This window comes from Myroides phaeus (genome assembly GCF_009799805.1).
GTDB classification, from domain to species: Bacteria; Bacteroidota; Bacteroidia; order Flavobacteriales; family Flavobacteriaceae; genus Flavobacterium; species Flavobacterium phaeum_A.
Genome location: NZ_CP047050.1, coordinates 2,945,617 through 2,968,658, shown reverse-complemented (window position 1 = coordinate 2,968,658; position 23,042 = coordinate 2,945,617). Strand labels below are relative to the sequence as shown.

At 34.3% G+C, this 23,042-nt stretch carries 10 protein-coding genes and 1 pseudogene; 8 read left to right on the top strand and 3 right to left on the bottom strand.

Going from position 1 to position 23,042, the window contains the following annotated elements; translation table 11 throughout:
- Nucleotides 1-6: 6 nt before the first annotated feature.
- The 8 genes from GQS07_RS13120 (at nucleotide 7) to GQS07_RS13085 (ending at nucleotide 19,189) form a co-directional block, all read left to right on the top strand.
- Nucleotides 7-8,370 carry a beta strand repeat-containing protein gene (locus GQS07_RS13120; RefSeq protein WP_158211210.1) on the top strand — a complete coding sequence of 2,788 codons (8,364 nt, stop codon included), beginning with the start codon at nucleotides 7-9 and terminating at the stop codon, nucleotides 8,368-8,370.
- A gap of 411 nt (nucleotides 8,371-8,781) precedes the next feature.
- Entirely contained in the window at nucleotides 8,782-10,335 is a 1,554-nt protein-coding gene (locus GQS07_RS13115; protein ID WP_158211209.1) for a hypothetical protein, read from the top strand.
- Between the two features lie 546 nt (nucleotides 10,336-10,881).
- Nucleotides 10,882-12,867 carry a thiamine pyrophosphate-dependent enzyme gene (locus GQS07_RS13110; RefSeq protein WP_158211208.1) on the top strand — a complete coding sequence of 662 codons (1,986 nt, stop codon included), beginning with the start codon at nucleotides 10,882-10,884 and terminating at the stop codon, nucleotides 12,865-12,867.
- A 31-nt stretch (nucleotides 12,868-12,898) separates the two neighbouring features.
- On the top strand, nucleotides 12,899-13,849 hold the full coding sequence (locus GQS07_RS13105; protein ID WP_158211207.1) for a phosphoribosylaminoimidazolesuccinocarboxamide synthase: 951 nt from the start codon (nucleotides 12,899-12,901) through the stop codon (nucleotides 13,847-13,849).
- Between the two features lie 13 nt (nucleotides 13,850-13,862).
- Nucleotides 13,863-14,498 (top strand): nitroreductase family protein, encoded by a 636-nt coding sequence (locus tag GQS07_RS13100; protein WP_158211206.1) that lies wholly within the window; start codon nucleotides 13,863-13,865, stop codon nucleotides 14,496-14,498.
- A gap of 250 nt (nucleotides 14,499-14,748) precedes the next feature.
- Nucleotides 14,749-17,154 carry a thiamine pyrophosphate-dependent enzyme gene (locus tag GQS07_RS13095; protein WP_158211205.1) on the top strand — a complete coding sequence of 802 codons (2,406 nt, stop codon included), beginning with the start codon at nucleotides 14,749-14,751 and terminating at the stop codon, nucleotides 17,152-17,154.
- Between the two features lie 240 nt (nucleotides 17,155-17,394).
- Complete coding sequence (locus GQS07_RS13090) at nucleotides 17,395-18,660, top strand: aminotransferase class I/II-fold pyridoxal phosphate-dependent enzyme (protein ID WP_158211204.1); 1,266 nt, start codon at nucleotides 17,395-17,397, stop codon at nucleotides 18,658-18,660.
- A gap of 160 nt (nucleotides 18,661-18,820) precedes the next feature.
- On the top strand, nucleotides 18,821-19,189 hold the full coding sequence (locus tag GQS07_RS13085) for a hypothetical protein (RefSeq protein WP_158211203.1): 369 nt from the start codon (nucleotides 18,821-18,823) through the stop codon (nucleotides 19,187-19,189).
- Between the two features lie 51 nt (nucleotides 19,190-19,240).
- Here the strand turns inward: GQS07_RS13085 and punC are convergent.
- The 3 genes and pseudogenes from punC to GQS07_RS13070 form a co-directional block, all read right to left on the bottom strand.
- Nucleotides 19,241-20,305: pseudogene (gene punC, locus GQS07_RS13080) on the bottom strand (purine nucleoside transporter PunC).
- A gap of 368 nt (nucleotides 20,306-20,673) precedes the next feature.
- Nucleotides 20,674-22,197: an AbgT family transporter gene (locus GQS07_RS13075; protein ID WP_158211202.1), complete on the bottom strand. Its 1,524-nt coding sequence runs from the start codon at nucleotides 22,195-22,197 to the stop codon at nucleotides 20,674-20,676.
- A gap of 180 nt (nucleotides 22,198-22,377) precedes the next feature.
- A complete protein-coding gene (locus GQS07_RS13070; protein ID WP_158211201.1) occupies nucleotides 22,378-23,040 on the bottom strand; it encodes a CatA-like O-acetyltransferase in 663 nt (220 codons plus the stop codon).
- Between the last annotated feature and the right edge of the window lie 2 nt (nucleotides 23,041-23,042).

Genomic DNA, 23,042 nt, shown 5'->3' with positions numbered 1-23,042 from the left:
AATATTATGAACAGAAAAATCACATTATTATCTGCATTACTTTTATCAGGCTATACATTTGGGCAGGTAGGTATCGGAATAGAAAGACCGGCTGCTTCTTCAATGTTAGATATTGCTGCAACTTCAGATGCAGATAGAGGTTTGTTAATCCCAAGGATTAATTTAACTGATCTAAAAAGTAGTGCCTCATTTGCTGGTGGAAAAGCAGCAGAAAGTTTGTTGGTCTATAACCTTGGTACGAAAGGTACTTTACCAGCAGGTTACTATTATTGGATGGGTGGTCAATGGGTACGTCTAATCAATTCAGAAGACGTGAAAAACCTGGAAGGCTTTGACACACACAACAAGGAAATGGCAGTCAATCTTGTTAAGAAAACATTATTTGTAAAAGATTCTAAGGATCAAACTGTTGAGGTTCCCTTAAAAGATATAAACATTGTATCTACGTTGGAAGATGGCGAAAAAGGTATTTTTACCTATACAGATGAAACAAATAGAGTTACAAAAATTGATATCCCTTTTGAAGTAATAGATAATATTCACACAATTGTTAATGACCCAAAAGTTATTGCAGAAATCCTTCTTCAAATAAAAGCAAACGCAAGACATTTGGAAGGCGATAGTATTATTAATGTTGAAAAAGGAGAAAGAGCTGTACTTAACGATGTGAAGTTAAGTGTAAAGGATAAATCAATTACACCTTCTAAATTAAAAGCTGATAAAGCTGATGTAGGTAAAGTGTTGATGGTTGATAAGGATGGAGATGTTTACTATGCAGTAATTTTACAAGAGAATGCTAAAAATGAGAGTATTGCTGTTGAAAGTAAAGATGGAAAATTAGATGCCTCAAGTGTTTTATTTATAACAGATTCGGATGGTGATAGAATCGATATCGCTTTATCTGAATTAAATATTGTTTCAACATTAAAGGATATTGGTGAAGGCAAATTTGAATATGTTGATGAAAAAGGGACTGTTGTTATTATTGATATTCCAAACTCAGTTATAAAAAATATTGATACTATTTTAAAGGTAACGGAAGTACAAGATAGTATATATAATACTATTGCTACTAAAGGTCAGAAGATTAATACAGATAGTATTATAGCAGTTACAAATGGAGATAAAGCTGTATTATCAGAAATAACTTTATCTGTAACAGATCACAGCATTACCAAAGACAAGTTAATTGCTACTGTAGCTGATGCTGGAAAAGCATTAGTTGTTAATGAAGATGGGAAATTACACTATGCCATTTTAGATGGTAAAAATACAGTAATCAGCACTTTTGTTGTTGACGGTGATAATTTAACGATAACGGACTCGGAAGATGATTCGTTCCCAGTGCCTTTAAGTGATATTAATATAGACACATATATTAGTAATGATAGCAAAGGGAATTATACTTATTATAATGAAGCAAAGGCTTCGTATAAGATTCAAGTTGTAACAGATGTTGTTAATAATATCCAAACAATCTTAGGTGATAAAACGGTACAAGAAAATATTTATACTACTGTTGCTTCTCAAGGTAGAAAACTATCGAGTAATAGTAATATTATTGAGGTGTCTGGAGGGGATAATGCTGTACTAAATAATGTGATTTTATCTGTAAAAGATAAGAGTATTACAAAAGATAAATTGATTGCAACAACTGCTGATGCAGGAAAAGTATTAATGGTTGATGATAAGGGAGAGTTTTACTATGCTAAAATAGCAGATGAGAATACTAAAAACAAGGCATTTGCTGTAACTAAAATAGGAGGCGAATTAAATAAGAATAGCGAATTTTCATTAGAAGATACAGATAAACACAAAGTAAACATTAAGTTATCTGAATTAAATATTGTTACTACGCTTGTTAAAGGCGTTGATGGAAAATATACGTATACAGACGAACAAGGAGTTATTTCAACTATTGATATTCCTACTGATGTTATTGATAATATAACAACTATTTTAGGTAATGAAACAGTTCAGAATAGTATTTACGCGACTGTTGCTAATCAAGGAAAAGGGCTTAAAACAGATGCTTCTTTAAAAGTAGAAGGTGTAGCAAGTAAGGCTTTGTTGTCAGAACTTTCTATTAAAGTTGATACAGGAGGAATAAAGAACGAACATATCGCAAGTAGAGCTGTTACTCAGGACAAAATTAGTGCTATAGGAGCAGTAAATGGAGCAATATTAGTTTCTGAAGGAGGAATAGATAACCCAATGGCTAAGTTTGAAAGTGCAGAAACGGTTGTTAGTAGAGTAGCTAAAGGTGATATTGTAGAGAGTGAAAGTATTGCTGTTGAAGGAGGTAAAGATGTTCTTTTTGGTCAGGCATCCAAAGATGCTAAGTTGAGCTTGAAAACAGGGGGAGTTAAGAATGAACACCTTGCTGTTAAAAGTGTAACAAAAGATAAAATAGATTCTAAAGAGGCAGAAAGAAACACTGTTCTTACCGCAGATGGTAATGGAAATGTTACTTATCAAGCTCTTACCAGTGATATGATTTCTACTGCTGAAAAACTTTCAACAACGGGACCTATCAAGGTTAGTAATGAAGATAATAAAGCAACTTTACAACCGATTACTGTTTCCTTAGAAAAAGGAGGAATAACAAATGAATATATTGGTAACAAATCAGTTACTACAGACAAAATTAGTTCTACAGTAGTTACAGGAAATGCTAAAAGAGGAGAGGTGCTTACAGCAGATGGAAATGGAAATGTAACTTATTCTCCAATTGAAAATATAATTGCACCGAAAGCTGGTAATTTACAATCAGACGGAATTATTAGCGTATCTGGAAAGACGGAGGCTACAGGTGAAACTAATGGAGATAGAGCTGTTTTAAAAGATATCTATTTAGCAATTACAGATAAAGGAATTAGCACAGAAAAATTGGCAGATAAAGCGGTTACAACAAAACAGCTAAATGCTGAAGGGGCTAATAAAAATACTGTTCTAACAGTTGTTGATGGTGATAAAGTAGCATATCAAGCAATTACGGGAGATATGATTACTACAGCTGGAGAAATCAAAACAGATGGTATTGTTAGTGTTAGTGAAGGTGCTAACAAAGTACTTGCTGATGTTACATTAGGTATTACTGATAAAACTGTTACAGCTACTAAATTAGTTGGCCCAACTGGAACTGCTAATCTTGTAGCAACGACTGATGCGGCAGGTACTGTAACTTATAGAGCAGTAACAAGTGATATGGTTACTGGAGCAGGAAATATTACAACAGATAATGTTGTTACTGTTGTAAATGGTACAGGGAAAGTACTTTCTGATGTAGAGTTAGGTTTAGCTGATACATCTATTACCACTGCAAAATTGGTTGATAAGGCTGTTACTACTGATAAAATTAGTTCTGTAGTTTCTGGAAAAACGGCTGCTGAAAATCAAGTGTTAACTGCTGATGGACAGGGAGGAACGTATTACAAAGGAGTTGACACAATCTTTAACGAAAAGTCAGTAAAACTTTCTACTACAGGTCCTATTGTTATAGATCAGGTAGATAATAAGGCAACTTTACAACCGGTGAATATTTCTTTAGCTGATAAAGGTGTCACTAACGAGTTTATTGGTGATAATGCTGTTACTACAGATAAGATTGGCTCTGGTATTGCTGCCGATAAGACAGTTCTTACAGCAGATGGGCAAGGTAATGTAGCGTATAAATCATTTGGGGAACTTCAAGAAACAGGTTCTTTAAAGGCAGATAATTCAATATCGGTAAGTAGTGAAACTCAAAAAGCAATCTTAGGAAAAGATATAACTCTTAAAGTAAATGATAGAGGAATTCAAACAAAGCATATTGATTTTAAAGCAGTAACTACTGATTTAATTAGCTCTAAGGATATAGATGCAACAACTAATAGCAATTTTGCAGGAGGTGATATTTTAACTGCAGATGGTAGTGGTGGTGTTGCTTTTCAGCCTGTTTCAAATGCTGTGAAATCTTCGATGAAAGGGGATATAGTAGGAAATGAAAGTATAGAAGTTGATGGAGGAGAAAATGTTTTGTTTGGAGCTGACGATAAGAAAACAGCGTTAAGTTTAAAAACAGGTGGGGTTAAAAATACTCATTTAGCTGCAGGAAGTGTTGAAGAATCAAAAATTGCAACTAGTGCAGTTACAGCTGATAAAGTATCTGATAAGGCTATTACTAATGCAAAACTGTTTGGAGGAATAGTAGAAGGTGCTGATAATCGCGTGGCAATTAGTGATGCGGAAGGAAATGTTACTTACAAGCAGATTACAACAGATGTTATTGCTTCAAAAGGGAACTTGTCAGGAGATGCGATTATAACGGTTGATAATGGAAAAAATAAAACATTAGGCGATGTTAATTTAAGTGTAAAGGATAACTCAATTGAAGCATCTAAACTTAAATCAACTGGCGCTACAGTAGGAACTGTTGCTACTGCAGATGGAGCAGGTAAAGTTAATTATCTGCCTATTACTTCTGCAAGTATCACAGGTAAAGGAAATATTACGACAGATGATGTTGTTACTGTTGAAAATGGTACAGGTACAGTGCTTTCTAACGTAAAGTTAGGCTTAGCTGATACATCTATTACCTCTGCGAAATTAGCTAAGGATGCAGTTATCACTGATAAAATAGCTGATGGTGCAGTTACCACGGATAAAATAGAAGGTAAAAATGTTACTATTGAAAAATTAGGGTCAGAAGAAGGAGAAGGTAAAATCTTAGTAACAGATGGAAATGGTGGCTTTGTTTATTCTACAGTAGCAGCAGAGCAAACGGAAGCTCACGATATAACGACAGATGGAATCATCGGTTTTGGAGATGGACAAGATGGAAAAGGTGTAGTTCTTCAAGACATAAATCTTAAAATCAATGAAAATTCAATTACTAAAAGTAAATTGACATCTGAAAACCAACCTGTTGATAGATTACTTGTAACTGATGGTAACGGAGGTTTTGATTATGTTGTAAAAGAAGCAGTCCAAGCTGGAGGAGTTGATATGTCAGTTGGTTCGTCATTAGAATTTATTAATGGAACAGAAGGTAAAAATGCGGTTCTTGCTTTAACTTCAATTGATGTCAAAGATCAAGGAATCACTAATACTAAATTAGCTGATAAAGCTGTTACAACTGCTAAGATTAGCTCAGAAGGAGCTGCTGCAAATACTGTGTTAACTGCAGATGGTAGCGGAAATGTTGCTTATAAAGGAGTAGGTGAATTAGTATTCGATCAAGGTGAAAACTTAACAGCTGATGGTTCTATTTCGGTTACAGCAGATAATAAAGCTTTATTAAAAGCAACCGAAATTAAGATTACAAATCAAGGTGTAGGCAATGAACACATCAAAGTAGGTGCGGTAAAAACAGCTCAATTAGCTGATAATACGGTTACAACTGCTAAGATTAATCCAGAAGGAGCTGCTGAAAATACAGTGCTAACTGTGACAGCTGGAGATAAAGTTGCTTACAAGGGAATGGATGAATTAGTTTTCAACCAAGGAGAAGCATTATCTGGAAATGGAGCAATTGAAGTTAAAACCGGTGAAAAAGCTTTATTGAAAGCCGCTTCTATAGATATTAAAACAGAAGGAGTTCAAACAGAACACTTAAAAAATAAGGCAGTAACAGCAAGTAAAATTTCTTCTGAAAGTGAGACTATCAATCACGTATTGATAGCTGATGGAAATGGAGGAGCGAAGTTTACAGCAATAAATAACCTGATAAATGTAGATGGAAAGAACTTGTCTGAAACAGCAAATGGAGCTATTGAAATTACTGGTGGTGCAAATGCTGTTTTAAAAGATGTGAGTATTGGTGTTAGAAATGGAGGTATTACAAATGCAAAAATAGCTGATAAGAATATTACTGCTACAAAGATGAATAGTGAAACATCTCTGAAGGGTACGGTACTAACCTCTTTAGGAGACGGAGAAGCACAATATTTACCATTAAATACAAATGCAAAAACATTAGGTTCTGATGCTTCAATTAAAGTCACAAACGCTGGTCAATCGGTATTAAATGATGTAAGTATTCAAGTTGCAGATGGTGGAATTGAGAATAAGCATATTGCAGCAAGTGCAGTAAAAACGACTCAATTAGCTGATAAGGCAGTTACTGCAGCTAAGATTAGCTCTAAGAAAGGTGCAACTACAAATGAAGCTGCTAATACTGTATTAACTGCAGATGGTAGTGGAAATGTAGCGTACAAAGCTGTAAGTGAAGTAATCACTAAAGGTGATTTGGGAAGTAAAGACACTACTATTAAAGTTACAAGTGGCAACGGGGCTGTATTGACAAATGTTGATTTAGCAATTAATGAGAGTTCTATTTTAGGAAAACACATTGTTGGTCAACAAGTAGATGCAACTAAATTAGGAGCACCTAAAACAGCAAATTTGGTTCCTGTTTCTAATGCAGACGGAACAGTTGAATACAAGGCAATTAAAGCAGTTGTAGATAACAATGCTGAAGATTTAGTAGTAGGAAATGCTTTAGAGTTTGTTGACAATACAACGGGTAAAAAAGCTGTTAATAGCGCAGTAAATATTCAAGTTAAAAAAGAAGGAATAACAACAGACTTATTGGCAGGAAATGCGGTTACAAATGGAAAATTAGCTGATAATGCTGTTTCAACGAGTAAGGTTGTAACAAATGCAATTACTACAGATAAACTTGGAAATGCAGCTGTTACAAGTGCAAAAATTGGTGAAAGTGCTGTATTAGAATCTAAGTTAGCGAATGGAGCAGTTACAAATACAAAACTTGCTGCAGGAGCCGTAACAGTAGATAAGGTAAGTACTGTTTTACCAACTGGTAACGCGGCTACAGATGCTGTGTTAAGTGCAGATGGAAAAGGTGGTGCAGTTTATAAAAGTTTGGGTACTCTTGTTGTAAATCACGGTCAAGATTTGAAAGCAGATGGTTCTATTGAAGTTGCTTCTGGTAATAAAGCTTTAATAAAAGAAACGGAAATTAAGATTGCTACAGAAGGAGTGGCAACAAACCATTTGCAAAATAATTCTGTTACAAAAGAGAAAATTAGTTCTAAAGTAGGAGATAGTAATGCTGTTGAAAATACGGTACTTACTGCCAAAGGTGATGGAACTGTAAGCTATAAGGGAATGGATGAGTTGGTGTTTGATAACGGAGAAGCAGTTACAAGTACGGAAAACTCTATTAAAATTGAGAATGGTGATAAGGCGGTATTGAAGCCAATGAAACTTGATATTGCAGATGGCGGAGTACAAACAAAACACTTAGCTGGAAAATCAGTTACACCAGATAAAATTAATTCTGTAGGTAAGCCAGAAAATCATTTTTTAGTGTCTGATGGAAATGGGGCTACTGCTTTTAAAGATATTAATTCGATGTTAGAGTTAGGTGGAGCCGAATTGTCTGGACCAGGTGCTATTGAAGTAACAGACGGAGATCACGCTTTGTTAAACGCCGCTTCTATTGATGTTAGAGATGGGGGAATTACAACAGATAAGATTGCTGATGGTGCTATAGTAAATGATAAGATTGCATATAGAACAATAAATCCTGAAAAGATTCGTAGTGCTTCTAATGATACTTTGGGGGTACTAAGAGCTGATGGAAAAGGAGCTGCGGCTTTTACAAGAGGAAAAAAATTAACCCTTGGACATCCTTTACAGTATGGAGAAATGGAAAGTAATCAATTTGTTTTACTTTCTCCTTTGTCAATACAACTAGCACCGCTGGGAATTACTTCTGGTTTTATTGGTGAAAAAGCTGTTACATACGATAAGATTTCTTCTGGTAAATTCAAAAAAGGTTCTTTCTTAATAGCCGACGGAAAAGGAGGTGCAGAATATGGGATACCAAAAGATTATGGTAAAGCATTAACATCATCTGATAATTCTATAGAAGTTGATCATGGAATTTATGCATTAGTCGATCCAGCGTCAATTAAAATAGCAGACGGAGGGGTAAAAGAAAAACATATCGGAAACAGAGAGGTACATGAAACTAAAATTAGTTCAGTAAATAAAAATCAAGGTACTGTATTAGTAGCAGATGGAAATGGTGGTGCATCATTTCAGGAATTAAAAGCTGCAATGCCTAAATTTTTCTATATGCCATCAATTGCATTAGAGGTAAAAGCAAATGAGACAATAACTAAAGATATCTATGCTGATTATTTTAGACAATTCTCAGCACCAATGTATTCAAGTGTTGGAATAGATGGGAAATTACCTGTATTGCCTGCTAATGAATTAAATTACCATATTACTTATTATGATACTACTGTATTCGAAATAGTATCATTAAGTGAAGAAGGAGTATTGGTTTATAAAGTAAAAGGTGATGGAGTTGTAACAGGAAAAACATTTATGAATATTGTATTAGAAGTGAAATAAGAATTTTTTAATAAGTAAATTTTAAAAGGACAGGCAGAAATGCTTGTCCTTTTTTTATGGAACAATGAGCAGTTTGCCTTTTTTGTAAAGCAAAGTGTCTTGAGAAAATTTGAATTAAGTGTTTTTTGTTGCTTGTTTCGGGAAAGTAGTATAGTTGTTCGGGACTTGTTCGGAAAAAGGCCCCTTTTTCCGAACAAGTCTCAAATAGTCCTCGAATAATCTACGATTGATTACTTTGTTGAGCATTTATGATTCTTGCCGTTGTTAAGAATTGTAAAGTTAACCAAATAATTTTTTTAATAGTTTTATATAGTGTGATTTTGAAAGTTGTTTTTTTGTGTATTTTATGTTAAATTTAGGTAATAGTGTTTGTGTTTATTAGAATTAGTATAAAAATCTAAATTTTTAATTATGAATATATTTAAAATAACAGTTGTGTTTTTAGTGTTTTCATTCATAAATATTTTTGCACAGAGTGGAAAAGTACACTATCCTTTTTTCTTGACACTTCAAGAGGGAACTGATGTTCCAAAAGGACTTTATTTACCAGAACGTGAGAAGAATAGTGCAAGATTTACTAAGTATGGTTTAAAGCTTACTCCTTTAGAACAACAGCGATTTGGTGCTGTTTTAATGGATGATATGGCTTTTACGTCGAGTAATGGTATTGATATTAGTTTTGAATTTAATGTTTATGATGGTCCTGAAGTAGAAGGAACAGATGGTTTTATTGTTTTCTTGTATGATGGGGCTACTTCTTCAGAAGAAATGCAAATGGGGGCAACAGGTCGTTCTATGGGCTATATGTATAATAGAGCTTCAGAGGATGAGAAATTAAAAAGAAGAAAGGGGTTGCCTAATGCTTATTTAGGAGTAGGTTTGAATATTACAGGAAATTTTAAAAACAGAGCATTTCAAAGTGATATAAGAATATCAGGAATAAAAGGTCATAATTGGCCAGCTTTGAATTCGTGGACTGTAGGGCAAAGTCACGTTACCTTAAGAGGGGCTGAATATAAGTTACCTGATGGTGATCCAATGCAAGGGTACAGAGGGTATCCTGTGTTGAAAACAGTGAGTACTTTGAAAACAGATTCTCAAACTAATGGTAGTGCTGAATTAAATGATGATGGTACTTATAGTTTTGGGCCAAGTTTTTCACAGAAAACTTCGTTTAGCTTGCGAAATGGAAAGGTTGCGGATAATGAAGACGATGAGAATTTTAGAAAAGCATTTATTAGTTTATTACCGCATAGAGAAGGTGGACTTGTTGTAACAGTAAAAATTCAACACGGTAAGGTGATTTCTACGATTATAGATAAATATCACTATAAAACAAAAGTGACTTATTTTGAAAATGCAGAGGCAAAGTTTGGTGATTTTACAACAAAGAAAAAAGAGAAGAATGTAGCAGGGGAAGATGTTAAGTTTGTTTTGGATGCACCGATTCCAAAAATTTTTAAGGTTGGATTTGCTGGGATTACAGGAGGACGTACAGATATACACATGATTAGAAATTTGTTGATTTCTGTGCCTTATTCAGCAGTTGCTACAGATAAAAATATGACTGTATGTGATAAAACAGCGTCTAAGTTTTATGCATTTACAGATGATTATGCATATACTAATCATATATCAAATCCTATAGCAGGAAATGAAAATATAGATCCAGCGTCTTTTGTTTTTTATTCGAGTGATGGAACAACTGCTATTGAAGGGTATCGATATGCTGATACTAATGGTATGTGGATTTATGATCCTAATATAAGTTATATCACTTTTATACCTAATGATAACTTTGTAGGGAATAAAGCAACTGTGAGATATTCAATGAAAGCAAAAGAAGGTGGTACTTGGGAACCTTACGGAGATGAGATGTATAGGTCAAATCCGGCAAGTATTACTTTAACTGCAGAGGAATGCCCAATTTATGTCAACCCCAATATAAGAATGAAACCTAATTAAGGATAATCCCTAATCTTTTTCTGTGCTTTAAAGAAGATTTATTTTAGCTGTAAAATTATAATTCTATTTTTGTTTGTGAAATGTGATAGAAAAATGTCACTATAGTAATTAGAACAAAGAAATACAAAGTGCCGATGAATATTGTCTTGTGGATTATAGTTAGTATAGCGTTTTTAGGGAGTGTATTAATGTTTATTCCTTCCGTTATGAGCTTAGGAGCTCCTGTATTTAAAGCATCAAATAATAAACAGAAGATACAATTTTTTGTATCCAGAACTTTTCTGTATTTAGTTTTGGTTTATCCGGTTGTTTTCTTTTTTAGTATTATCGGTTACCGTTTTTTTGACGTAAGTGTATTGCCTTTTTTACTTGTTTATTTATCTATTGTATTACTCTTGTTTTTAGCTTGGCGTAAGTCCTCTTAGATTATAAAGGGATGGTTAAAAATAAAATAGGGATTCTTTTATCTCAAAATGAGAGTAAAAAGAAGGTGGTAATGTTTTTTGATTCGCAAATATTCTTATTTTAGTTTCTTTAAAACCAACCATGAAACAAATAAACTATAACCGAAAAAAATTATCAGATCAAGTATTACTTGATCTTTACCAGAGGCTACTTAAACCTCGTATGGTAGAAGAAAAAATGCTTATTCTTATTAGGCAAGGCAAGGTAACCAAATGGTTCTCAGGTATTGGGCAAGAGGCAATTTCTGTTGGAATTGTAGCTGCTTTAGAGTCAGACGAATATGTTTTACCCATGCATAGAAACTTGGGAGTTTTTACTTCTCGAGATATTCCACTACACCGATTATTCTCCCAATGGCAAGGAAAAGCGAATGGTTTTACAAAAGGAAGAGAACGCTCTTTTCACTTTGGAACTCAGGAGTACCACATCGTTGGAATGATATCGCACCTTGGGCCACAGTTGGGAGTTGCTGATGGAATAGCCTTGGCACACAAATTGCGTAAACAAAAGAAGATAACGGCGGTGTTTACTGGTGAAGGGGGAACGTCGGAAGGAGATTTTCACGAAGCGTTGAATATTGCATCTGTGTGGGATTTACCAGTACTGTTTGTTATTGAAAACAATGGTTACGGATTGTCTACACCTACTAATGAGCAATATCGATGTAAACACTTGGCGGATAGAGCGCAAGGATATGGAATGGAAAGTCATATTATAGACGGAAATAATATCTTAGAAGTCTATACGCAAATTAGTGAGATTGCAGCGTCAATGCGAGAGAATCCACGCCCTGTATTGATTGAGTTTTTAACGTTTAGACGTAGAGGGCATGAAGAAGCAAGTGGTACAAAGTATGTACCGCAAGAGTTAATGGATGAATGGGAACGCAAAGACCCATTGGAAAATTATCGTTCTTATCTATTAGCAGAAGGTGTGTTAACAGCAGAAGTAGATGAGGTAATGCGTCAAGCATTTAAAGAAGAGATAGATAGAGATTGGAAAGCAGTGCAAGAAGAAGCGCCAATTGTAGCTAATCTGCAAGAGGAGTTATCAGATATGTACGCGCCTTTTGTTTACGAAGAAGTTAAACCATCAATAGAAAAGGAAAATATCCGTTTTATAGACGCTATTTCACAAGCGTTGAAAGAGTCATTTGAAAGACATCCCGAGTTAGTTATAATGGGGCAAGATATTGCTGAGTACGGAGGAGCATTTAAAGTAACAGATGGTTTTGTAGATCTGTTTGGCAAGGAGCGCATCAGAAATACACCAATTTGTGAAAGTGCGGTTGTCTCTGCAGCTATGGGGTACTCAATTAATGGAGGAAAAGCAATTATGGAAATGCAGTTTGGTGATTTTGTGTCAACAGGCTTTAATCCGATTGTCAACTACTTGGCTAAGATACATTACAGATGGAATGAAAAAGCGGATGTAGTAGTGCGTATGCCTTGTGGTGGAGGTACCCAAGCAGGGCCATTTCACTCTCAAACAAATGAAGCGTGGTTTACCAAAACACCAGGGTTAAAAGTTGTTTATCCTGCATTTCCAGTAGATGCAAAAGGATTGATGAATACAGCGATTAACGATCCAAACCCTGTTATATTCTTTGAACATAAACAATTGTATCGCAGTGTGTATCAGGATGTACCAAAAGATTATTACACGATTCCGTTTGGCAAAGCAGCAATGTTGAGAGAAGGAGGGGATGTTACCATTATATCTTTTGGGGCAGGAGTACATTGGGCGTTAGAAACTTTAGATAAAAACCCAAAAATAAAAGCAGATTTAATAGATTTGCGTACCTTACAACCATTGGATACTGAAACTATATTTAATTCCGTTAAGAAAACAAATAAAGTTATAATTTTGCAAGAGGATTCAATGTTTGGAGGAGTTGCAAGTGATATATCAGCAATGATTATGGAAAACTGTTTTGAACATTTAGACGCACCAGTAAAACGTGTGGCAAGTTTGGAAACAGCTATCCCATTTGTGAAAGCTTTGGAAGATCAATATCTACCTAAAAATAGATTTGAACAAGCGTTAATAGAACTATTAGCGTATTAAGTAAGAAAGAACTACACAACTAAATAAAAATATGAATAACACAATCACAAAAACGAGTTTTGAGTTTCCAAATCAAAAGTCAGTTTATCACGGAAAAGTAAGAGAGGTTTACAATATCAACGACAACCTATTGGTTATGGTTGCTACGGATAGATTATCTGCATTTGACGTGATTATGCCAAAAGGGATTCCTTTTAAAGGACAAATCTTGAACCAGATTGCAACGAAGTTTATGGAGATGACCAGTGATATTGTACCAAATTGGTTAGTCGCTACACCTGATCCTAATGTTGCAGTGGGACACGTTTGTGAGCCTTTCAAAGTAGAAATGGTAATTAGAGGATATCTTGCAGGGCATGCTGCTCGCGAATATGCTGCCGGAAAAAGAGTTTTATGTGGTGTTACACTTGCAGAAGGTCTTAAAGAAAATGATAAACTTACATCACCAATTATTACGCCTTCTACTAAAGAGGAAATTGGGTTACACGATGTAGATATTTCAAGAGAGGATATCTTGGCAAGGGGAATTGTTTCTGAAGAAGATTATTTGGTTTTAGAACAATATACACAGGCGCTTTATAAAAGAGGGAGCGAAATTGCTGCGGCAAGAGGACTTATCTTAGTAGATACAAAGTATGAGTTTGGAAAGACAAAAGAAGGAAAGATTGTGTTAATAGACGAAATTCATACACCAGATTCATCGCGTTATTTTTATGCGGATGGTTATGAAGAACGTCAAGCAAAAGGGGAGGCTCAAAAGCAATTGTCTAAAGAGTTTGTTAGACAATGGTTAATTGGCAACGGTTTTCAAGGGCAAGAAGGACAACAAGTACCTGAAATGACAGATGAATATATTGCATCAGTTTCAGAGCGCTACATTGAATTGTACGAGAAAATTATAGGTGAACCTTTTGTAAAAGCAGATGTATCAAATATTAATGAGAGAATAGAAAAGAATGTTTTGGCTTTTTTAGCTAAATAATTAATATTGAAAAATGGAATTATTAAATAGTTTACAGTGGCGATATGCTACTAAACGTTACAATAGTGAGGTTAAATTAAGTGATGAGGTAGTGATGCAGATTGTAGAAACAGCACGCATGGCGCCAACATCATCAGGATTACAACCTTTTGAAATGATTTTAATTAAAAATCAAGAGTTAAAAGAGAAGTTGGTTCCTGTAGCAATGAATCAGGTACAAGTAAAAGAGTGTTCACATTTATTGGTATTTGCTGTTTGGGATACGTATACTGAAGCGCGTATAGATAGTGTTTTTGACAATATGGAAACTATTCGCGAGATGGCAAAAGGAGAAATGAACGATTATAAAAACTCGCTTAAAGCTCATTTTGGTTCATTAACAGAGGAACAACAATTTCAACACGCGGCAAGACAAGCATATATTGCATTTGGTTTAGCTATTGGAGCAGCGGCAGAGTTAAAAGTTGACGCTTCGCCAATGGAAGGGTTTCACAATGATCAAATGGATGAGATGTTAGGACTTACTGCAAAGGGATTAAAAAGCGTAACTATTTTAGCATTGGGAGAAAGAGATCATGAAAATGATTGGTTAGCTCCGATGAAAAAAGTGCGATTCTCATTAGAGTCAATTTTAACTGTTATAGAGTAAAAATAACAGTATCTAATAAAAACTTAAAACCCGTCTGATGACGGGTTTTTTTGTTGAAATACGATTATCATATTAATAATCTATAAATAGTGAATTAACAAAATATTTTGTTTTTGATAATTAAATGTGGAGTTGATTATTAAAACAATAATTGAGATGTGCATTAATTGGTAATAATGTAGTGTTATAAATTAGCTTTTTTATCGATATTATTCTATATTCGTAACCGGTAAATTAGTACATTTTTACGATGAGTCAAAAAGAAACAAATATGGCTCTTTCTTACGAAGATTTTAAGAAAGAGGTAATTCAAGATTATAAAATTGCTAAGTTAAGTAGAGAATGTAGTTTACTTGGTAGACGTGAAGTTCTTACTGGAAAAGCGAAGTTTGGAATTTTTGGTGATGGAAAAGAAGTGCCACAATTGGCATTAGCTAAAGCTTTTCAAAACGGTGATTTTAGATCAGGTTACTATCGCGATCAAACATTTATGATGGCGATTGGAGAATTGACAGTTGAGCAGTTTTTTGCAGGACTTTTTGGACATGCTGATTTAGCGTATGATCCAATGTCTGGAGGACGTCAAATGGGAGGACACTTTGCTACGCATAGTGTTGATGAAAATGGAAACTGGAATAAATTAGTAAATCAAAAGAACTCAAGTGCGGATATTTCTCCTACAGCTGGGCAAATGCCAAGATTGTTAGGTTTAGCACAAGCTTCAAAATACTATAGAGAATTTGCTGAGGCAGATGCAGAAGGTAATTTTTCTGTTAATGGTAATGAAGTAGCTTGGGGTACAATTGGTAATGCTTCTACGTCAGAAGGATTGTTTTTTGAAACAATTAATGCAGCTGGTGTATTACAAGTGCCAATGGTTATGAGCGTTTGGGATGACAATTACGGAATCTCTGTTCACGCAAAATATCAAACTACAAAAGAAAATATCTCTGAAATCTTAAAAGGATTTCAACGTGATGATAAAGGAAACGGTTACGAAATCTTAAGAGTAAACGGATGGGATTATGTTTCTTTAATTGAAACGTATGCAAAAGCTTCAAAAATTGCAAGAGAAGAACATACGCCAGTTTTAATTCACGTACAAGAGCTTACACAACCACAAGGACACTCAACTTCAGGGTCTCACGAGAGATACAAAAGTAAAGAGCGTTTAGAGTGGGAAGCAGAGAAAGATTGTATCGTTCAGTTTAGAAATTGGATTATTAGTTCAGACATCGCTACAACAGAAGAGTTAGATGAATTAGATAAACAATTGAAAAAAGAGGTTCTTGATGGAAAAAAAGCTGCTTGGAAAGCATATTTAGATCCAATTGTAGCAGAAAGAGATCAATTAGTAGCTGTGTTAAATACAGTTGCTGCATCAAGTCCAAACCGCGTTTTCTTAGAGAAATTTGCAAATGATTTAGCAGGAATAAAAGAGCCAATCCGCAAAGATGTAATTACTGTAGCACGTAAAGCGTTGCGTATGGTAGTGAAAGAAGCAGGGAAAGGAACTTTAGTTCAGTTTATTGAAAACTACTTTGAACAAAATCAAGGTAGATATAGTTCTCATTTAATGTCTGAAACAGCTCACAAAGCTGCATTAGTTAATGAGGTGTTGCCTGCTTACGATGAAACATCAGAGGAAGTAGATGCACGTGTAATTTTGAAAGATAATTTTGATTTTATCTTAGAAAAACACAAAAACGTGATGATTTTTGGAGAAGACGCTGGTAATATCGGTGACGTAAACCAAGGATTAGAAGGGTTACAAGAAAAACACGGATTAAATAGAGTATCAGATACAGGTATTCGTGAGGCTACAATTTTAGGTCAAGGAATTGGTATGGCAATGAGAGGATTACGTCCTATTGCAGAAATTCAGTACTTAGATTATTTATTATACGCTATTCAAATTATGAGTGATGACTTGGCTACATTACAATATAGAACTGTAGGTCGTCAAAAAGCACCATTGATTGTAAGAACACGAGGACACCGTTTAGAGGGAATTTGGCATTCAGGTTCTCCTATGGGTATGATTATTAATGCAATTAGAGGAATGCACGTTTTAGTACCACGTAATATGACTAAAGCAGCAGGTTTCTATAATACATTAATGGAAAGCGATGAGCCAGCGTTGTTAATCGAATGTTTGAACGGATACCGTTTGAAAGAAACGATGCCAACGAATTTAGGTGAGTTCAAAACACCTATTGGAGTAGTAGAAACAATCAAAGAAGGTAAAGATATTACTGTGGTTTCTTACGGATCTACTTTGAGAATTGTAGAGCAAGCAGCTCAAGAATTGTTGGAGTTGGGTATTGAAGTGGAAATTATTGATGCACAGTCTTTATTGCCATTTGATGTTAATCATGATATCGTTAAGAGTTTAGCTAAAACAAACCGTTTATTAGTAATTGACGAAGACGTACCAGGAGGAGCATCAGCATATATCTTACAAAAAGTTTTAGAAGAACAAAAAGGTTACCGTCATTTAGACAGCGAACCACAAACTTTGACTGCTAAAGCTCACAGACCAGCTTATGGAACAGATGGAGATTACTTCTCAAAACCATCAGTTGAAGATGTATTTGAAAAAATTTATGCGATTATGAATGAGGTAAATCCAAGTTTATATCCAGCATTATATTAGTATAGTTACACGAGAAAACCTTTCATATTGAAAGGTTTTCTTTTTTTAATTCACTTTTTATCAAATAAAATACACCATAAAGTAGGTAATATTCTCAATTTATGATTGTATTTTTATATTAAAATCATTTTTATTGTTAGTAAAGTTAAAGGTGTTTGGTATTAAATAGTTTTGTATTTATTATGAAAGCATACAAAATATCATTAATTTTGCATTTGTTTTTTTAAACATAGTTATATTATGGTAAACGATTTATTTGACAGAATACAGAAAAATAAAGGGCCTTTAGGAAAATGGGCATCTCAAGCAGAAGGATATTATGTTTTCCCTAAGTTAGAGGGGCCTTTGTCAAATCGTATGATGTTTCATGGAAAAGAAGTTATTAACTGGAGTATCAATGATTATTTAGGTTTATCTAATCACCCAGAAGTAAGAAAAGTAGATGCAGAAGCAGCAGCAGAATACGGAGCGGCATACCCAATGGGAGCTCGTATGATGTCAGGACATACTTCTATGCACGAACAATTACAAGATGAGTTAGCTGCATTCGTACAGAAAGAAGCTGCTTATTTATTAAATTTTGGTTACCAAGGAATGGTGTCTATTATTGATGCATTGGTTACTAAAAATGATGTTATTGTATATGACGTAGATTCTCACGCATGTATTATCGACGGTGTTCGTTTACATATGGGAAAACGTTTTACGTATAAACATAACGACATTGAAAGTTTAGAAAAAAACTTAGATAGAGCTACTAAAATGGCTGAAACAACTGGAGGTGGTATTTTAGTTATCACTGAGGGTGTATTCGGAATGAGAGGTCAGCAAGGTAAATTGAAAGAGATTGTTGCTTTAAAAGAGAAATACAATTTCCGTTTATTAGTTGATGACGCTCACGGATTTGGTACTTTAGGTGCAACAGGAGCTGGAGCAGGTGAAGAGCAAGGATGTCAAGATGGTATTGATGTTTATTTCTCTACTTTTGCTAAGTCAATGGCATCAATTGGAGCTTTTGTAGCTGCAGATAAAGATATTATTGATTACTTAAAATACAATTTACGTTCTCAAATGTTTGCTAAGTCATTACCAATGATTTTTACATTAGGAGCATTGAAACGTTTAGATTTATTGCGTTCTAACCCTGAGTTGAAAAACAAATTATGGGAGAATGTGAACTTACTTCAAAATGGATTAAAAGAAAGAGGATTCAATATTGGTGATACTAACACTTGTGTTACTCCTGTTTACTTAGAAGGAAGTATTCCTGAAGCAATGGTTATGGTAAATGACTTACGTGAAAACTACAGCATTTTCTTATCTATTGTTGTGTATCCAGTAATTCCAAAAGGAATCATTTTATTGAGAATGATCCCAACTGCTACTCACACTAAAGAAGATATTGCTGAGACTTTATCTGCTTATGAAGCAATTCGTGAGAAATTAGAAAACGGTACTTATAAGCAAATTGCTGAACAAACTACTGTTGACGTATCTAATGAATAGTTAGAATATTACACTATATATGAAAGGGAATCCATTACTATGGGTTCCCTTTTTTGTTATTAAATAGGTGTATTTATTCTCCTGTTTACGAGAACATAGTGCTTTTAATAAATTTAGGTTACCTTGCGGTAATGATTGTTTTATAATGCTTACTTGTAATATGAAGTATTTAGTTGTTTTACTTAGTGTTGGTTTTATGTTTAGCTCTTGTAATAATTTGCGACCAGATTGTGAGGCATTGACTAAAAGTGAATTACAAATGGAGTGTATTGTTATAGCAAGTGAATTGCCTACACAAAAATCAAGTAATTATTTTGTTTTAAAAGGGACAAATATTTACACGAATAGTAAAAAAACAATTATAGATCCTGGAAGAAGGTGGAGTCAGTATAAAAAGCATATTGAAATAGGAGATACGCTTATTAAAAGAAGGGGTGAGTTGACAGCGTATATTCACAAAAGAGGTGAGGTACTTGTGTTTCCGTGGAAATGTGGAGGAGAAGTTTATAATGATTCGATAAAGAAATAGGTTTGAAGATATAAAAAAAAGGAGGCTCGAAAGCCTCCTTTTTAATTTGTATTATTTTCTACTTAATCTAAAACCTAAATACATAAAGGGAACAGTACATCCCATTACGATTGTGGTTGTAAGTAAAGCATCTTGTGTAAATATCGATACGATAGCACTTGTTATAAAACATACACCAAGTTGAATAGTGTTTTGTAGTGCGGCAGCCTTTCCTGTATTGTTAGGGAAAGATTTTAAAGCCTCTGCTACTACTATTGGGTAGTTTGCACCATTTGTTAATGCCATTAAACAGAACGGTATTAAAAGCGTTGTTAATGATGGTTCTGTAAACACAGACAACAAGTATAATGTAGTTGCACCAATGGAATACAAAGCAATTGTAAACGACATAATTTTATAGCTCTCTACTTTATGAGAGATAAAGCGATAACCGTAACCACCAATTAGGAAAGAAATTGTTTGCGGAACAAAGCTCAGTCCGATTTGACTTTCTGTATATCCCATTTCTTTTAAGAAGAAAGGTGATCCTGTAAGCCAAGCGAAGAATGCACCAGAGCAAATAGCGTAAATAAGTACATTACCCACATATTTTTTTGACTTTAAAAGAGAGAAGTAACTTTTGTTTTCAGCTGCTTCAACTTCTTTGTGTTCGTCTTTTTTCTCTTCTGTTAAAGTAAATGTATAAGCAATTAATAAGATAGCAATTACAGCAAGGCTGATGAAGATAGATCTCCATCCGAATTGGTTAAGTAAATAAACACCTAAAAGAGGCGCAAGAGCAGGAGATAAAGCTACTAATGGCATAATAGAGGCAAATACTTTGTTTGTTTCTTCTGCTGGGTATTTTTCAATAACTAATGTTTACCATGTAACTGCAGCGGCACAAACACCAATAGCTTGTATTAAACGCAAAGCTAAAAGTAAGGCAACACTATCTGTGAAATATATGATAAGAGAAGAAATAGTAAATATTCCCAAGCCTGTTAGAATTGTTTTTGGTTTGCCAAACTTTTCAGAGATTGGTCCCCATATTAATTGGGCGATTGCGTATCCTCCTAAGAATAAACTAAGGCTTAAGCTGATATTGCTTTTTGTAGTACCTAAGTCTATACGCATTTTATCAAATGCAGGTAAGTACATATCTGTGGCTAAAAAGCCGATTATACTTAGTCCTGCTAAGTAAACAAGGAATAGAAAGCTATTCGGTTTGTTGTTTGACATACTTTATTTTTAATAAACGAATTTGCGAAAGTAGTCTAAAAATATAGGGTGGTGATTTTAAACAATAGTTATTCTTTATGGCGCTAATGTTTTTGATTATATGTTAATTTTTATTGTTTTTAAATATGTGTAATTTAGTTGTTTGTGGTTTATTTTTGTGATTATTAGATCTTTATATTTAACTTTTAGTTAGCTAAAAAGACTGTGTTTTAGGAGAAATAAGAGCAAAAAAAAGATGCTTATTCAAGCATCTTTTTATTTTTTTAGACTGTAACGTGTAATTGCGCTCCAGGACCTATAGGTAAACCGATTAGAATCCATATTATTAAGAGGATAGACCAACCGATAAAGAATATTATTGTATAAGGTAACATTGTAGATACAATTGTACCGATTCCTGCTTTTTTATCATAGCGTTGCATAAAGGCAACAATTAATGCGAAGTAACTCATCATTGGAGAAATGATGTTGGTAACACTATCCCCAATTCTATAAGCAACCTGAACAAATTCAGGAGAGTAGCCTAATAACATAAACATAGGGATAAAGACAGGTGCCATAATTGCCCATTTAGCAGATGCACTACCCATAATTAAGTTAATTAAAGCAGATACGATTACGAATGATAACATCAGTGGAATAGGACCTAATCCTGATTTTTGTAATGTACCCGCACCTTCAATAGCGAAAATAATACCAAGATTAGTCCAGTTGAAATAAGCAACGAACTGCGCTGCAAAGAACACTAATACAATATAAGACCCCAAGGTTTCCATTGCTTTAGACATTCCCTTCATTACATCACTATCATTTTTTATTGTTTTAGCTCCAATACCATAAGCGATACCAGCAACTGCAGAACCAATGAATAACAAAGCTACAATACCAGACATGAAAGGCGATTTAAGAATAGCTCCGCCTTCTCCTCGCAAATATCCTTGTTCAGGAATAAGACCTCCTAAAACAAAAGCAGTGAAAGCTAATGCAGCTAATCCTGCATATAATAATCCTTTTTTCTCTTCTTTCGTTAAAGCATCAATAGAGATTGCTTTTTCTTCTCCTTCATATGTTCCCAATCTTGGAACAACGATTCTTTCCGTTACCCAAGTACCTAAACCGGCGATAACAAAAGTAGATACAAACATGAAATAGTAGTTTGCAGCTGGATTGACAACATAGTCAGGAATCATAATACGAGCTGCTTCTTCTGATAAACCAGCTAATAAAGGGTCGATTGTTCCTAATAGTAAGTTGGCACTATATCCTCCAGAAACCCCAGCAAAAGCAGCTGCAAGTCCGGCTATAGGATGACGCCCTGCTGCTAAGAATATAACTGCAGCTAAAGGAACTAATAAAACATAACCAACCTCGCTTGCTGTATTTGATAAAATACCAGCAAAAACAATAACAAAGGTCAATAGTTTTTTAGGAGATGATAAGACAATTTTTTTAAGTACAGTTCCAATTAAACCTGAACCTTCTGCGATACCTATTCCCAATAAAGATACAAGTACAGTTCCCAAAGGAGCAAAACCTGTAAAGTTGGTTACCATTTTGGTAAGTATCATTTGTAGCCCTTCAGCACTTACAAGATTAAATGATTTAATCTCTTCTTGTGTACCAGGGTGAATAACGGATAAATCAAAAAAACTTGCTATCCAAGAAGCTATAATAACTAATAATGCAAAACTTGCAAATAGGGTAGCTGGATGTGGTAACATATTACCAATTCGTTCAACCGAAGATAGGAACTTATCTACAAAGCTCTTTTTTGTTTTTGTACTCATTGCTATTTCTAAAAGTGAAATCGCAAGATAGTCTTTTTTTGTTGTGTTAAAAACAGCTTATATAAACTTAATTATTTTGTAAAATAATGTTATTAGTTGTCTTGTTTTCAGTTTGTTGTATGTTTTTGGGAGTGTTAATTTGCTAAGGGAGTAAAAAAATAAAAGTGCTCGAAAGCACTTTTATTTCATCCATTCTGCTACGTTGGTAGCTATATTTTGTATGTCGTTTAATAACATTGAAGTGTGATATCCATCTGAAATTGCGTGATTTACGAAGATTGACAAGGGGATTTTAACCCTGTTGTTTTCCGTGTAAAACTTTCCAAATCGGATAATAGGTTGTAGAAAGTCAGAATCAACCGTTGTATCTTGACTAATGCTTTCAAAACTAATCCATGGTACACAAGAGATAGGAACAAAGTTAGGCGGAGTGTTTGGTCTTGCCTTAATTTGTTTGACATCTTTATAAGTGTCAATATCTTTTATTATTACCTGATGAAAAATTGCAAAATCACTATGGTATTCACTCCATAAATCAGAGAAGGTTTTATCGTCTTCATGAAATATGGTAAAAGCAGGTTGTAAGAAGTTCCATTGCCCTAATTGTCCGTTATGAATGACTGTTCGGAAAGCCTCACTATTGTTTAATGCTTTCATAATTACATACATAAAAGTAGGGTAAAACTTATAACCTTTTATTTTATAACAAGCGTGAAGTTCTGTAATATCAACTTTAATACTAACCGTATATTTTGTTTTTAACTTATTGCGATAGTAATCGTAGTAAGGTTTACGGCTCCATGTATCCAAATCGATAGGAGTAAACTTAGCTTGTTGTTTCATAG

What these genes read in the sequence shown, in the direction of transcription:
- GQS07_RS13120 (WP_158211210.1), top strand. Translation starts at nt 7, where the DNA reads ATGAACAGAAAAATCACATTATTATCTGCATTACTTTTATCAGGCTAT.
- GQS07_RS13115 (WP_158211209.1), top strand. Translation starts at nt 8,782, where the DNA reads ATGAATATATTTAAAATAACAGTTGTGTTTTTAGTGTTTTCATTCATA.
- GQS07_RS13110 (WP_158211208.1), top strand. Translation starts at nt 10,882, where the DNA reads ATGAAACAAATAAACTATAACCGAAAAAAATTATCAGATCAAGTATTA.
- GQS07_RS13105 (WP_158211207.1), top strand. Translation starts at nt 12,899, where the DNA reads ATGAATAACACAATCACAAAAACGAGTTTTGAGTTTCCAAATCAAAAG.
- GQS07_RS13100 (WP_158211206.1), top strand. Translation starts at nt 13,863, where the DNA reads ATGGAATTATTAAATAGTTTACAGTGGCGATATGCTACTAAACGTTAC.
- GQS07_RS13095 (WP_158211205.1), top strand. Translation starts at nt 14,749, where the DNA reads ATGAGTCAAAAAGAAACAAATATGGCTCTTTCTTACGAAGATTTTAAG.
- GQS07_RS13090 (WP_158211204.1), top strand. Translation starts at nt 17,395, where the DNA reads ATGGTAAACGATTTATTTGACAGAATACAGAAAAATAAAGGGCCTTTA.
- GQS07_RS13085 (WP_158211203.1), top strand. Translation starts at nt 18,821, where the DNA reads ATGAAGTATTTAGTTGTTTTACTTAGTGTTGGTTTTATGTTTAGCTCT.
- GQS07_RS13075 (WP_158211202.1), bottom strand. Translation starts at nt 22,197, where the DNA reads ATGAGTACAAAAACAAAAAAGAGCTTTGTAGATAAGTTCCTATCTTCG.
- GQS07_RS13070 (WP_158211201.1), bottom strand. Translation starts at nt 23,040, where the DNA reads ATGAAACAACAAGCTAAGTTTACTCCTATCGATTTGGATACATGGAGC.